A 14,649-nucleotide genomic window follows, 5' to 3' on the forward strand; every position below is an offset into this window, starting at 1 on the left:
CCCAGATGCGATGCCGACGCTGAGCGCGGTGCACCTCCTCCCGCATCTCGTTCGAAATCGAGCCCGCTGCCACCTCCTCCCGGCAGCGGGCTTTTTTCATTCCCAAATGAAACTAAATTAGAGTTGACGGGCAAGTTCGGAGAATAGCCAAAAGCCCCGCCGGATGATGGGGACTCCTCAACTCCGAAAGCTGGAATTCAGCGCGCCCTGAAAGAGCTGATCAGGCCTTCAGCCATGCGCACGAACTGCGTGCTGGGGCCCTGGCAGCCCATGGTCTGCACGCTGACGCGCGCCCCTTCGAACAGCAGCGACAGCGTATCGGCCAGAAGCTCGGCCTGACCGATGCCCGCATCCCGGCACAGCGCAACGAGGCGATCGCGCTGAGCGCTCTTGAGCTCCTTGATCACGCTCCTGGCGGGATGGTCCGGCTCGGTCAATTCGGCGGCGGCATTGGCCATGTCGCAGCCGCGACCGTCAGCCGCCAGGCAAGCAGCGGCCATGCGAATCCAGGCATGCAACTGGGCGAGCTTGTCGCCGGGATGCTCAGCCTCGAATTGGTCCCACATCGCGGCGCCTTTAGCCGCCGACGCGCGCAGGCATTGGACGATCAGTTCGTCCTTCGACTCAAAATGACGGTAGAGCGTCATCTTGTTGGTGCCGGCGGCTTCCGTGATGGCGTCGACACCGACGCCCTTGATGCCATGCTTGTGAAACATGTCCTGCGCCGTCTCCAGGATTCGGTCCCGGGGGCGCACGCGATCGGTAATGCCGTCTGCCATCGCAGTCTCCTTGTCTCCCTAAAAATTCGGTTCACCTCTTGACTAGGGTGTTACCGGTCTGTAACTATCCGAATGTTACTTACTGGTAACACCTATGTGGCCTTCCGTCAATAACAAGGCCGTGAACTGGTCCTGCCAGATCACAAAGGGTGAAAATTGCAGGTCATGCGGCTCCGGCCGGTGAAGAGATGAAAACCGGTTCGCGATCGTCCGATGCGAATCGCTGGAATGGAGACGCTCCAATGTCGCAGCGCAAGGATTTGACCATCGATGAAGCCATCCGGGATCCGATGATCCGGCTGGTGATGAAAGCGGACCGCGTCAACCCGCGCGCCTTCGAAGCGATGCTGAGGACCGTGGCCGATGAGCAGGGCCTCAGCGGCGCGGCGCCGTCTTCGTATTTTTTGCAGGACCCGGGCTCAGTGCGCAGCAGGCGGCTGTCCCGGTCTGCCCATTCTTTTAAAGAGGCCGGTTCTTCTAAAGAGGTTTGCGTGTCGTGGTAAATTATTTCATCCATCGTCCGATCTTCGCCTCGGCCATCGCCATCATCATGGTGCTCGCCGGGACGATTTGTTATTTCCTTTTGCCGGTTTCGCAGTTTCCCGACATCACGCCGCCGCAGGTCGTGGTCAGCGCCCATTATCCGGGCGCCAGCGCGCAAGTAGTCGCCGATACGGTGACGACGCCGCTTGAGCAGCAGATCAACGGCGTCGAAGGCATGACCTACATGTCGTCGTCGAGTTCCAATGACGGCTCCTCGACCATCACCATCACCTTCGATGTCGGCTATTCCTTGAGCACCGCGGCCGTCGACGTCCAGAACCGCGTTTCGCAAGCCGCCTCGTCGCTGCCGGCGATCGTCAACCAGGGCGGCGTGACGATCAAGAAGCAGAACCCGAATTTCGTCCTCATCGTCAACCTGACCTCGCCCGACAGTTCGGTCGATCCGGTGGCGCTGAGTAACCTCGCCTATCTGCAGGTCGTCGATCCGCTGAAGCGGCTGCCTGGCGTCGGCGACGTCCAGATATTCGGCGAGCGCCGCTATTCGATGCGCGTCTGGCTCGACCCGGACAAGCTCGCCAATCTTGGCATCACCGCTGTCGACGTCCAGAACGCCATCTCGGAACAGAACGTCCAGGTGGCGGCCGGCAAGATCGGCCAGTCGCCGGCGCCCGCCGGCACCGCCTTCGAGATGCAGGTCAACGCCGTCGGCCGCCTGAGCGACCCCAAGGAGTTCGGCGACATCGTCGTGCGCGCCAACACCGGCACCGGCTCGCTGGTGCGACTGCGCGACGTCGCCCGCATCGAGCTCGGCGCGCTGCAATATTCGTCGTCGGCCTTCTTCGGCAAGGACCCGACGGTGGTGCTCGCCGTTTACCAGATGCCCGGTTCCAACGCGCTCGATCTGCAGCAGCACGTCAAGGACAAGATGCAGGAACTGTCGGCCCGTTTTCCCAAGGGCGTCAGCTACGCCATGCACTACGACACCACGCGCTTCGTGTCGGCATCGATGCATGACGTGCTGATCACGCTTGGCGAAGCGCTGGTGCTGGTCGTGGCCGTGGTGTTCATCTTCCTGCAGAGCTGGCGCACGACGATCATCCCGACCATCGCCATTCCGGTGTCGCTGGTGGCGACGATGGTGGTCATGGAAATGATGGGCTTCTCGCTCAACATGCTCTCCCTGCTCGGCATGGTGCTGGCCATCGGCCTCGTCGTCGACGACGCCATCGTGGTGGTCGAAAATGTCGAGCGACAATTGGAGGCGGGCCTCAAACCGCTGGCGGCGACCAAGGCCGCGATGGCCGAGGTCACCGGACCGATCATCGCCACCACCGCAGTGCTGATGGCCGTCTTCGTGCCCGTTGCCTTCATTCCCGGCGTCTCCGGCAAGCTCTACAATCAGTTCGCGCTGACGGTGGCGATTTCGGTCGGCATATCCGCCTTCAACTCGCTGACGCTCAGCCCGGCGCTGAGCGCCGCCTTCCTGCGCCATCGCGGCGAGACGCAGTTCGCCCCGTTCCGCTGGTTCAACACGGGCTTCGACAGACTGTCGCATGCCTATGCGCACGGCGTGCGCATCCTCATCCGGCTGCGCTGGATCATGCTCGGTCTGTTCGCGGCCGGCCTGGTCGCCACCTACTTCGTCTGGCAGAAGCTGCCCTCGACCTTCCTTCCGGTCGAGGACCAGGGTTACTTCTTCGTCGTCATCCAGCTGCCTGACGGCGCCTCGCTGGAACGCACTGACGCGGTGGCCCAGAAGGCGCGCGACATCCTCCAAGCTACGCCCGGCGTCGAGATTGTCGGCTCGATCAGCGGCCTGAACTTCCTGACCAGTGCCGCGCAGTCGAACTCGGCTGTCGAGTTCGCCATCCTGAAGCCGTGGGAAGAGCGCGGCCCCGACCAGAGCGCGTCGAAGCTCGTCGCCGACGTGCGCGGCAAGCTGATGCAGATTCCGGAAGCCTTCGCGCTGTCCTTCGATCCGCCTTCGATCCCGGGTATCGGCACCACGGGCGGCTTCGAATTCGTCGTCGAGGATCTCACCGGGCGCGGCAGTTCAGCCCTCAACGACGCGACGCAAGCCGTGATCGCCGAGGCGCGCAAGCAGCCGGAAATCAATCCGCAGCAGCTGTTCTCGCCGTTCTCGACCTCGACGCCGCAGTTCAACTACGACCTCGACCGCAGCAAGGCCAAACTGCTCGGCCTCAACCTGCCCGACGTCTTCAACACGCTGCAGATCTATCTCGGCTCGCTCTACGTCAACGACTTCAACCTGTTCGGCCGCACCTTCCGGGTGACCATCCAGGCCGACAAGGATGCACGTGCCGACGCAGGCGACCTTTCGCGGCTCTATGTGCGCAACGCCTCCGGCGGCATGGTGCCGCTGAGCACACTGGGCAAACTGGTGCCGTTCGTCGGCCCGGAAACCGTGCCGCACTACAACAACAACGCCTCGGCCACGATCAATGGCGGCGCAGCCCCCGGCTTCTCGTCGGGCCAGGCGGTTGCCGCGATGGAACGGGCCGCCGCCACCGCTTTGCCCAGGGATTTCGGTTTCGAATGGACCGGCATCACCTTCCAGGAGCTCAAGGCAGGATCGATAGCGTCGGTCGTCTTCGGCCTCGCCATCGTCTTCGTCTTCCTGATCCTGGCGATGCAGTATGAGAGCTGGGCGATGCCGTTCATGGTGCTGCTGGCGGTGCCACTGGCCCTGTTCGGCGCCTTCGCAGCCCTGTTCTTGCGCGGCATGCAGATCGACGTCTACTCGCAGATCGGCTTCGTCATGCTGATCGGCCTCGCCGCCAAGAACGCGATCCTGATCGTCGAGTTTGCAAGGCGGCGGCGCGAGGAGGGACTGAGCATTGTCGACGCGGCAATGGAAGCCGCGCGGCTGAGGCTGCGGCCGATCCTGATGACGGCCTTCGCCTTCATCCTCGGCGTGCTGCCGCTGATGTTTGCGACGGGTGCGGGTGCGGCAAGCCGGCAGTCGATCGGCACCACCGTGTTTGGCGGCATGGTCGCGGCGACCATCCTGTCGCTGGTGTTCGTGCCAGTCTTCTACGCGGTCATCGAACAGCTGCGCGAAGGCCGCGTGCGCAGCGAACCGAACGCTGCTCATGACCAGGACAATAATGAACCGACTGCCGAACCAGCGCCGATGCGCCTGGCCGAAGCAGCCGAATAGAATTGGAGACCAAAATGCGTAAATGGAAAATAGCTTTGGGAACGGCCGTCGCCCTGGGAGCGATCTCGGTGGCAAGCGTCCACTTCCTCGACATGGGCAATCTCAGCCTCAATGCCGGCACGGCGGCAGCGACGGCAGCACCTGCGGCATTCGTTATGCCGGTGCCGGTGACGAGCGTGGTCAAGAAGACGATCCCGATCTATCTCGACTACGCCGCCCGCATCGAGGCGATCCGCAGCGTCACCTTGCAGGCCCGCGTGCCCGGTTATCTGCAGGAGCAGACGGCTGAGGACGGCGCGGATGTGCGCCAGGGTGATCTGCTCTACAAGATCTCGCCCGACGACTTCAAGGCGGCTCTCGACCAGGCCAAGGCCGAAGTGCAGCGCGACCAGGCGAGCCTCGACTATGCACGCTCCAATCTCGGCCGCGGCTCCGAACTCGCCAAGAGCGGTTATCTGGCCAAGGATGGGTTCGACCAGCGCACGAGCACCTTGCGTCAGGCCGAAGCGTCGCTTGCCGTCAACCAGGCGGCGGTGCGGACGGCCGAGCTCAATTTGAGCTACGCCGAAATCCACGCTCCGTTTGCCGGCCGCGTCGGCCGCAACCAGGCTTCGGTCGGCACGCTGGTCAGCGTCGCCGGGACGGTGCTGAACACGCTGGTGCAGCTCGACCCGATCTACGTCACCTTCAATCCGAGCGAGACGGACCTGGCCGAAATCGAACGGGCCCGGGCCGCCGGCCCGATCGAGGTCGAGGTGCTGCTGCCCGGCGAGACCGAAGCCAGCCAGAAGGGCGAACTCACCTTCATCGACAACACGGTCGACCACTCGACCGGCACGATTACGGCGCGCGCCACCATCGGCAATGCGAAGTTCTCGCTGCTGCCGGGCCAGTATGTCCGCGTGCGGCTGCACATCAAGCAGCTGCCCGACGCGCTGATGGTGCCGCAGGTGGCGCTGGGTTCGAGCCAGCTCGGCAAATATGTCTATGTCGTCGGCAAGGGCAACACGGTCGACCAGCGCATCGTCTCGCTTGGCGCGACCAGCGGCGACCTTGTGGCGGTCCTCAGCGGCGTTGCCGAAGGCGACCAGGTGATAACGGGCAATCTGCAGAAGATCGGACCAGGAATGCCGATCTCGCCGTTGCCCCAGGAGAAACCGGCCAGCTGATAACCCCCATCAGCCCCGGTCCTGCGGCGCCTTCGGCTTCCACGCCGAGGGCGCCGTTTTTTTATGGAGCGCCGCACGCCGTTTTTGGAGTAACCGCAAGGCACAAGAATCCGGAACAGACATATTGTAGGATTGTCGACAATCTGCTTGTCTGTTTCCGGCTCTCACTGGAGTGACGGAATGGCCAAGCTGGACTTCAATCCGATCGCGGATACGACACGCCGAGCCGAGATCGTTGCGCTGTTGCGGCGGGCGATCCTGATCGGCCAGCTGGAACCCGGCCAAAAGCTGAGCGAGCTGAGGATCGCCGAGCAGATGCGGGTCAGCCGCGCGCCTTTGCGCGAAGCTATGCGCGAGCTGGTGCAGGAAGGCATCCTGACCAGCATTCCCTATGCCGGCACCTTCGTCATCGATGTCACCGCCAAGGACATTGACGACGCCTACTCGCTGAACAAGGTGCTCGATGAATTCGCCATCGAGCGGACATGGAAGCTGCGCGACCAGCGCTTCTTCGATGAACTCGACCGCCGCCACGAAGCGGTGAAGCAGGCAACGCGCGCGCGCGACACCACCCGCCAGATCGAGACCGCACTGCAATTGCACGGGCTGATCTATGAATGGGCCGACAATTCGGTGCTGCTGGAAACCTGGCAGCGGCTGACCAGCCGGCTGCAGATGTACTTTGCCCTGCACCAGCAGGCCCGCAACGAGCCGGTGCCGGCCGAAGATCTCCACGAAACCTATGTGCGGCTCTTGAAGGGCGCCGACATGCGCGCTGCCCAGCGCCATGCGCGCGAGCATATCGACCTCGATTTCGAAGAGCTGCTTGCCTATGCGCGTGGCCTCGATCAGCGGAACATCGAAGGGCTGACCCTCCTCAACGCCTAGAGACAACGGACAGACAAGTGCAGATCAAAACCATCAAGGCCTATCGCGTCGTGCAGCCCTTCGTGGACGGGCCCTACCGCATGTCCAAGGGGCGGGTTGCAGACTGCTTCGATGCGGTGATCGTCGCAATCACCTCCGACAGCGGCGTAACCGGCTGGGGCGAGATGGCGCCGCTCGGCAATTTCTATTCGGCCGCCTTTCCGGCGGGAACGCGCGCGGGCGTGGTCGAGATCGCGCCGCACCTGATCGGCCAGGACCCGCGTGGCCTCGCCGGCATCGGCCGATTGATGGATACGGTGTTCAAGGGCCATCCCTACATCAAGTCGGCGCTCGACATGGCCTGCTGGGATCTGGCGGCCCGGGCCGCCGACGTGCCGCTGGTGACCATGCTTGGCGGCCGCGAGAGCGACATGGCGGAGACCTACCGCGTCGTCACCCACGGCACGCTCGACCAGATGGCGGCACTGGCCAAAAGGATCATCGCGGAAGGCTGCCGGCGGCTGCAGGTCAAGGTGGGCGGCAATGTGCATGACGACATCGACCGGGTGAGCGCAGTCGCTTCGGCCGTGCCGAAAGGCACGGTGATTTTCTGCGACGCCAATGCCGGCTGGACACCCTACCAGGCGCGGCAGTTCGCCGATGCCACGCGCGGCATCGACTACACGTTCGAGCAGCCCTGCACGACGATCGAGGAGAACATGTCGGTGCGCCGCATGCTCGACAAGCCGATGGTGCTGGACGAGAGCGTCATCTCGCTCGAGGCGATGCTGGAAATCCATCGCCTCGGCGCCGCCGACGGGCTGACGCTGAAGATTTCGCGGCTGGGCGGCGTAACCAGGACAAGGCAAATCCGCGACGTCGCCGTCGATCTCGGTTTCATGATCACCGTCGAGGATACGGGCGGCGCCGAGATCGACACGGCGGCGATGGCGCATCTGTCGCTGTCGACGCCGGAAGAACGCCGGCTGCACGCCATCGCCTTCCATGAGTGGGTGACGGTGCGCACGGCCTCCAACGCCCCACCGGTCACCGGCAGCCACATGGGCATTCCCGACGGGCCCGGCCTCGGCATCGATGTCGTGCCCGACCTGCTCGGCAAGCCTTTCCTAGAGATCGGCTGAGATCAAGCGCAGCATGAAGCTGTCACCCCACGAATCCTCCGTGGGAGATTTGGTCCTGCAGCCATTCTCCGATTTGTGGGTTGAAATATTTTTCAGATGGAAATAGGAATGTTCAAAATGATGATTTGACGCTGCGGCGCGTCGTGACTGGAGGAAGCGATATGGCCCATCCGCAATTTGCAGCGGAACTTCTGCAGCGCGCTGAAGCCCAAGGGCCCATCACCATCGGACTCGCCGGCGCCGGGCAGATGGGCACCGACATCGTCGTCCAGGTGGCGCTGATGCCGGGCATGCGGATCGGTGCCATTTCCGAGGTGCGGCCGCAAGCGGCGATCGATGCCGCACTGCTCGCCGGCCATGACCGCTCCGACATCGTCCAGGCTGCGAACGCCTCTGCCATCGACCGCGCCATCGAGGCCGGCAAGATCGCTGTCACCGAAGATCTGCATGCGCTGGCCGCGGCCGGCCGCATTGATGTCATCATCGACGCGACAGGCAATCCCAACATCGGCACGCTGTTTGCGCTCGAAGTGATGAAGAACGGCAAGCACATCGTTATGCTCAATGTCGAGGCGGACATTACGATCGGCCGCTTCCTCAAGGAGGAAGCGCGCAAGGCCGGCGTGGTCTACACCGGTGCGGCCGGCGACGAACCCGCCTGCACGCTGGAGATCATCGGCTTCGCCAAGAGCCTCGGCTTCAACATCATCGCCGCCGGCAAGGGCAAAAACAACCCGCTCAAGATCGACGCCATGCCCGCCGACTACGAGAAGGAAGCGGCCGAGCGCAACATGAATGCGCGCATGCTGGTCGAGTTCGTCGACGGTTCCAAGACGGCGATCGAGATGGTGGCTATCGCCAACGCCACCGGGCTGGTGCCCGACGTGCCGGGCATGCACGGCCCGACGGCGACGCTGGAGGAACTGGCCAGCGTGCTTTGCCCGCGCGAGGATGGCGGCGTGCTGCACCGCAAGGGCGTGGTGGACTATTCTATCGGCAAGGGCGTGGCGCCCGGCGTGTTCTGCATCATCGAAACGAGGCATCCGCGCGTGCTGGAGCGCATGGTCGACCTCAAGGTCGGCAAGGGCCCCTATTTCACGATCTACCGTCCCTATCACCTGACAAGCCTTGAAGTGCCACTGTCGGCGGCGCGCGCCGTTGTCTACAAACGCGCCGACATGGAGCCCCTCGACCATCCGGTCGCCGAAGCGGTGGCGGTGGCCAAGAGCGATCTCGGCGCGGGCCAATCGCTCGGCATGATCGGCGAGAACGACTATCGCGGCTTCGCCATGACCTGGGAGGACGCCCGCGCCAAGGGCGCGCTGCCGCTCGGGATTGCCGAACGCGCCAAGGTGGTCAAGCCGGTCAAGACCGGCGACTTCCTTACCTATGAAAATTGTGTACCCGACGATTCGATGGTGATAACGCAGATCCGCCGCCGTCTAGACCAGTCGGATGGACAGTTTGTGACCAACGCCGCCTGAACCTTCGGGATCTCCCTGTGATGGACGATGTCGTTATCGGGATCGATGCCTCGACGACGGCGGTGAAGGCGATCGCCTTCACCGGCGACGGCGCGGAGCTGTTCCAGGCGCGCGAGGCCTATCCGCTGGCCAATCCTAAGCCCGGCCATTTCGAGCAGGATGCCGAACATTGGTGGGCAGCCCTTATCAGTGCGCTGAAGCAGGTTGCCGACAAGGTCGGCGCCGCGCGCGTGGCGGCAATTGCCATAGCCCATCAGCGCGAGACCTTCACCCTGATCGATCAGGCCGGCACGCCGCTCATCCCGGCGATCCTGTGGCTTGACGAGCGCGCCCGGCCTCAAGTCGCCAAGCTGTCGGCCGAGCTTGGCCGCGAGACGATCCGCGACTGGAGCGGCAAGCCGCCGGATCCGACGCCGGCGCTCTATGCCATCGCCTGGCTGGCGGAACACCAGCCGCAGGTGCTGGCCAACGCCGCCGCCCTGGTCGATGTTCATGGCTTCTTCGTTCACCGGCTGACCGCACGGCTGGTAACCAGCACGGCAAGTGCCGACCCGCTCGGCTTGCTCGATGTCACGACAGGCGAATGGCACCCTGAGCTTGTCTCGGCTGCAGGGTTGCAGCCACGGCAGTTGCCGGCGCTGATCGGCCCAGGCGAAATCTGCGGCGGCCTTGCCGAAAGCATTGCCCAGCTGACTGGCCTCAAAGCGGGCACGCCAATTGTCGCCGGCGCCGGCGATGGCCAGGCCATGGGTCTCGGCATGGGCGTCTATGGTGCCGGCAGGAGCTATCTCTCGCTCGGCTCCGGCGTCGTCAGCGGCTGCTATTCCGGCACGGTCACCACTTCGGATGCGTTTCGCACGCTGGTCTCGCCGACCGGCTCCGGCTTCATGCTGGAAACCGTGCTGCGCTCGGGCATGCAACTGGTCGACTGGATCGTGCGCACCACCGGCGCGTCTTCCGCGGCAGAACTGGAGAAGGGTGCGGTCGATGTTGCGGCCGGCGGCGACGGTCTTTTGGTCATGCCCTATTGGGCCGGCGTCATGAGCCCCTATTGGGATGGCGCGGCGCGCGGCGCCGTTGTTGGCCTGTCGCTCGACCATGAGCCCAGGCATCTCTTCCGCGCCACGCTGGAAGGCATCGCTTTGGAGCAGGCCATCGCCAGCGAGGCGATGGAGGCCGAAAGCGGCGGCAAGTCGGGAGAGATGATTTCCGCCGGCGGCGGCACCAATTCGGCGCTGCTGATGAAGATCATGGCCAGCGTGCTGGAGCGGCCGCTGTTCGTGTCGCCGGTCAACGAGGCGGCGGCCCTTGGCGCGGCCATGCTGGCTGCTTCGGCGATCGGCTGGTTCGCCTCGGCGGAAGACGCCGCCAAGGCAATGGCGGCGGCGCCGGCCAGGCGTGTCGATCCGGATATGACGCTGGTGCCGGCTTACCGGGCGCGCAAGGCGATCTACCGCGACCTCTATCACGCGACACGCGACATCCACGCGCGGCTCGGTGCGATCTGAGTTCAAGCGCAGCTTGCCTGCGTGAGGCTCCCATGCCCAACCTGCCCAGCTTGCCGATTTTGCGTCCTGCCCGGCCAATGCTAGACTCATCGGGCTCATGAAAGCAGTATTTCACCTTGCCGCCCTGCCCTGGATTGTCGCGCTTGCGGCAGCTCCGATGACGGCGCGTGCGCAGGACGAGCCGCCCTTCGAGGTCACGCTCGACATGGACAATGACGGCAGGATGGATCGGGCCGCGATCGCGGCGGATTCCGACACCGGGCTGGCGGATCTCTCGATCTATCTGGCTGCCGGCGAAGGAAAGCTCGATCCTTCGCGCAAGCCTGACTTTGTCAAAAAGGCGCTGACGCAGGACCGTATTCTCGGGCTCGAAAGCAAGGGCAAGGGATCGCTTGTCGTCACCTCGTGCTTCGGCTGCGGCGCCAACAAATCATGGGATACAACGCTGACCATCGTCTGGCGCGGCGGTAAATTCCTTGTCGCCGGCTACAGTCGCGACTGGGACTGGAATGTTCAGAAAGCCGACGGCTCGGTCGAGACGACGCTGGGCGGTTGCGACATCAATTTTCTCACCGGCAGAGGCGTTGCCTCAAAGGACCTGGACGACGGCAAACCGGTCGCGGGAAAATTCGTGCCGATCGCACTGGCCGACTGGTCGGACGACAGTCGTCCGGAGCCCTGCGAATTCTGACCGACGCCGGACAGCGCTCAACGATTGAGCAGGCCTTTGGCCGCATCCTCATCGGTGATCAGCACCGAAATCCTGGTGTTGGCCAGCGCCGCGCGCATCACAGCGACCTTCTCCTGACCACCTGAAACCAGTATGATGCTCGGAATATCGGACAAATCCTGCAGCGGATAGGCGCAGACGCGGCGGTTGACCTCATGGTCGACCGGGTGGCCCTCGGCGTCGATGAAATGGCACAAGAGGTCTCCGACCGCGCCAGCGGCCTGCAGTTCCTCAAGTTCGCTCGGCTTGATGAAGCCGTAATTGGCGATCGGGCTGTCCTTGGAAAACGAGCCGACGCTGAGCACGGCGATGTTGGCGCGGCGCGCGCGGAAGACGACATCCTGGACGCTGCGCTGGCTCATGAAGGCATCGCGCTGTTCCGGCTTGTCGGCATAGACCGGCACCGGCAGCAGGAAACATTCAGCGCCGATCTTTTCGGCGAACTCCCAGGCGCTTTCGGTCGGGTTGAGCGGCTGCGCGTGGGTGAGGCCGCCGAGCATCGAGACGACCGTCGTCCTGGCGATCGGCCGCCTCGGCAATTCGTTGATGGCGAATTTCAGCGTGCGGCCCCAGCCCAGCGCAATGACGTCGCCGGCATTCACATTGTCGGCGAGATAGGCGGCAGCCGCGTGGCCGATCATCAGCGGCGCGTTGCTGCGATCAGCGGCTGATGGCACCACGACCGTCTGGCTGAGCCCGAAACGCTGCTTCAGGCTCTCCTCGAGCTGCACGCATTCGACGACACTGTCGCGAATGCGGAACTGCACGATGCCCTCCTCTCGCGCAGCGGAGAGAATGCGGTGCACCTTGATGCGGCCGACGCCGAGGATCTCGGAAATGCGCTCTTGCGTCAGACCTTCGACATAGTAATGCCAGGCGGCCCGGGCCTTGAGCTCGGCATCGGGGAAGCGCGAGGCCTTCTCGTTTTCGACGGTCGCCATCTTTTGCCCTCCCGCGGCAAATTTCGGAAATCTTTCCGCAAGCGCCACCCCCTGGCCTTCCCTAGGACAAACCGCCCGGTGGCGCAAACCACCGCCGAATGGCGCAACGGCTCTTGACAATTTTCTAATGAACAGTTTAGCTGAACAAAATTGCATATCAAAGATAAATTGTTCACAGGGAGGTGCCTGGTGAACAAGAGCGGACGGCAGGCCATCGCCGTTTCGCTGACGGAGGAGACGAAGTGGCCGTGAGTAATGATGCAAGCGAGTCGAAGGCTGGCGAGTTGAAAGCCGCGCCCGGCACTCAAGGTGCGACGGCCGCGAAGCTTTCGGCGCTGTTTGCCGGAACCATGGGGCCGCTGATCGGGCTGCTGCTGCTTTGCCTGGCGTTGACGTTGACCACCGACACGTTCCTCACCATGCGCAACATCCTCAACGTACTCGACCAGATCACCGTGCTCGGCATCATGGCAATCGGCATGACGCTGGTGATCCTGATCGGCGGCATCGATCTCTCGGTCGGCTCGGTGCTGGCGCTGGCCGCCATGGTGATGGGCTTCGTCGCCCACCCCGACTATCTCAATCTCGGCCTTGCCGCCGGCGTCGTTGCAGCACTGGTCGTCGCCGGCCTTTGCGGACTGGTGTCCGGCCTGCTGGTGACCGTCACCCGGCTGCCGCCGTTCATCGCGACGCTGGCGATGATGTCGGTGGCGCGCGGCCTTGCCAACATGATCACCGACGGTTCGCAGATCGTCGGCTTTCCCGACTGGTTCACCAGCCTGTCGATCATCCGCCATTTCGGCTTCCTGTCGGTCACAGTCGGGGTGATGATGGTGCTGGCGATCGTCTTCGCCATCTTCCTCAACTACCGCGCCACCGGCCGCAGCCTTTACGCCATCGGCGGCAGCACCGAGGTGGCGCGGCTCTCCGGCATTCCGGTGAAGTCGCTGACCAACTGGGTCTACGCCATCTGCGGCGTGCTTGCGGGTCTTGCCGGCATTGTGCTTGCCGCGCGGCTGGATTCGGTGCAGCCGAGTTCCGGCCTCGGCTATGAGCTCGACACCATCGCGGCGGTGGTGATCGGCGGCGCCAGCCTGTCGGGCGGCGTCGGCTCGATCGGCGGCACCGCGGTCGGCGTGCTCATCATCGGCGTGCTGCGCAACGGGCTCAATCTGCTCGGCGTCTCGCCCTTCATCCAGCAGGTGGTGATCGGCGTGGTGATCGCGCTGGCGGTCGCCAGCGATACCTGGCGGCGCAGGGCGCGATAGAGAACGGGGCACAATTGAGAATTCGCCCGGAGCGTCCGGGCGATAGACGGATCGGTCGATCCGAAACTGGGATGTTCCAAGGGGCGCGATGCGCTGGCGGGACAGTTTGACTATCAACGGAGGAAACACATGCTGACCAAACGTTCATTGCTGCTTGCCGCTGCCGCCATCATTCCTATGCTCGGGCTGACCGACATGGCCTCGGCCAAGGAGGCCAAGAAACTCGGCCTCGCGGTGGCCAATTTGCAGGCCGACTTCTTCAACCAGATCAAGCAGTCGGTCGAAGCCTACGGCAAGGAGAAGGGCATCGAGATCGTCACCGTCGACGCCAAGGGCGATTCAGCGACCCAGGTCAGCCAGGTGCAGGATCTGATCACGCAGAACATCGACGCGCTGATCTACATTCCGGCCGGCGCCACAGCCGCCACCGTGCCGACCAAGACCGCCAAGGCCGCCGGCATTCCGGTGGTCAATGTCGACCGCAACGCAGACGGCGCGCCCGGCGACACCTTCATCGCCACCAACAGCGTCGCCTCGGCGCAGGCGGTGTGCGACTACATCGCCAAGCAGGCCGGCGGCAAAGGCGAACTGATCATCATCCACGGCCAGAAGGGCACGACGCCGGAAGTGGATCGCTCGAAGGGCTGCGGCGAAGCGCTCAAGGCCTATCCCGATATCAAGGTGGTCGGCGAATTGTGGAGCGAAGGCTGGCACCAGGACGAAGGCTTCAAGCTGACGCAGGACCTGCTGCAGTCGCATCCCGATGTCTCCATCGTCATCGGCCAGGCCGATGCGCTGGCGCTGGGTGCGGCACAGGCGGTCAAGGTCGCCAATCCCGGCCACAAGGTCTGGGTTGCCGGCTTCGATGGCGACGTGGCCGCACTCAAGGCGCTGAAGGACGGCGTGTTCGACGTCACCGCGACGCAGCAGACGCAAGGCATGGGCCGGCTCGCCGTCGATGCGGCGATCAAGCTGGTGGCCGGCGAAAGCGTTCCGGCCGAACAGCTGCAGGATGCGACGCTGACCACCAAGGACAATGTCGAGCAGTTCATCGCCAAGCATCCGTAACGACCGGC

At 63.9% G+C, this 14,649-nt stretch carries 12 protein-coding genes; 10 read left to right on the forward strand and 2 right to left on the reverse strand.

The annotated features are described in order from the left end of the window. Window positions 1–197: 197 nt before the first annotated feature. A complete protein-coding gene (locus NKJ77_RS15500; RefSeq protein WP_023668517.1) occupies window positions 198–779 on the reverse strand; it encodes a TetR/AcrR family transcriptional regulator in 582 nt (193 codons plus the stop codon). 242 nt (window positions 780–1,021) lie between these two features. On the opposite strand from NKJ77_RS15500, the gene NKJ77_RS15505 reads away from it, so the two are divergent. The 8 genes from NKJ77_RS15505 to NKJ77_RS15540 all read left to right on the forward strand — a co-directional run bounded on the left by NKJ77_RS15505 (window position 1,022) and on the right by NKJ77_RS15540 (window position 11,325). Next, window positions 1,022–1,282 carry a hypothetical protein gene (locus NKJ77_RS15505; protein WP_023668519.1) on the forward strand — a complete coding sequence of 87 codons (261 nt, stop codon included), beginning with the start codon at window positions 1,022–1,024 and terminating at the stop codon, window positions 1,280–1,282. After that, window positions 1,276–4,464, forward strand: a complete 3,189-nt coding sequence (locus tag NKJ77_RS15510; RefSeq protein WP_023740663.1) for an efflux RND transporter permease subunit — start codon at window positions 1,276–1,278, stop codon at window positions 4,462–4,464. Before NKJ77_RS15505 ends, NKJ77_RS15510 begins: the two co-directional genes overlap by 7 nt. 14 nt (window positions 4,465–4,478) lie before the next feature. After that, entirely contained in the window at window positions 4,479–5,633 is a 1,155-nt protein-coding gene (locus NKJ77_RS15515) for an efflux RND transporter periplasmic adaptor subunit (RefSeq protein ID WP_023804343.1), read from the forward strand. Between the two features lie 180 nt (window positions 5,634–5,813). Then, window positions 5,814–6,521: a GntR family transcriptional regulator gene (locus NKJ77_RS15520; RefSeq protein WP_023726374.1), complete on the forward strand. Its 708-nt coding sequence runs from the start codon at window positions 5,814–5,816 to the stop codon at window positions 6,519–6,521. A gap of 17 nt (window positions 6,522–6,538) precedes the next feature. Next, a complete protein-coding gene (locus tag NKJ77_RS15525) occupies window positions 6,539–7,642 on the forward strand; it encodes a mandelate racemase/muconate lactonizing enzyme family protein (protein ID WP_023726373.1) in 1,104 nt (367 codons plus the stop codon). A gap of 161 nt (window positions 7,643–7,803) precedes the next feature. Further along, entirely contained in the window at window positions 7,804–9,126 is a 1,323-nt protein-coding gene (locus tag NKJ77_RS15530; RefSeq protein ID WP_023668524.1) for an NAD(P)H-dependent oxidoreductase, read from the forward strand. 20 nt (window positions 9,127–9,146) lie between these two features. Continuing rightward, window positions 9,147–10,634, forward strand: coding sequence for a xylulokinase (locus tag NKJ77_RS15535; RefSeq protein ID WP_023668525.1), 1,488 nt, complete (start codon window positions 9,147–9,149; stop codon window positions 10,632–10,634). Window positions 10,635–10,731: 97 nt separating this feature from the next. Continuing rightward, window positions 10,732–11,325: a hypothetical protein gene (locus NKJ77_RS15540; RefSeq protein WP_023668526.1), complete on the forward strand. Its 594-nt coding sequence runs from the start codon at window positions 10,732–10,734 to the stop codon at window positions 11,323–11,325. A 17-nt stretch (window positions 11,326–11,342) separates the two neighbouring features. On the opposite strand, the gene NKJ77_RS15545 is transcribed toward NKJ77_RS15540, so the two are convergent. Continuing rightward, entirely contained in the window at window positions 11,343–12,305 is a 963-nt protein-coding gene (locus tag NKJ77_RS15545) for a sugar-binding transcriptional regulator (protein ID WP_352535419.1), read from the reverse strand. Window positions 12,306–12,589: 284 nt separating this feature from the next. Here NKJ77_RS15545 and NKJ77_RS15550 point away from each other — a divergent pair, with 284 nt between their 5' ends. Together NKJ77_RS15550 and NKJ77_RS15555 are read left to right on the forward strand one after the other, a co-directional pair. Beyond that, window positions 12,590–13,573 carry an ABC transporter permease gene (locus NKJ77_RS15550; RefSeq protein WP_502902078.1) on the forward strand — a complete coding sequence of 328 codons (984 nt, stop codon included), beginning with the start codon at window positions 12,590–12,592 and terminating at the stop codon, window positions 13,571–13,573. A 129-nt stretch (window positions 13,574–13,702) separates the two neighbouring features. Next, entirely contained in the window at window positions 13,703–14,641 is a 939-nt protein-coding gene (locus NKJ77_RS15555; RefSeq protein WP_023668529.1) for a sugar ABC transporter substrate-binding protein, read from the forward strand. Window positions 14,642–14,649 lie beyond the last annotated feature (8 nt).

It is taken from the genome of Mesorhizobium sp. M0052 (assembly GCF_040323255.1).
GTDB lineage: Bacteria > Pseudomonadota > Alphaproteobacteria > Rhizobiales > Rhizobiaceae > Mesorhizobium.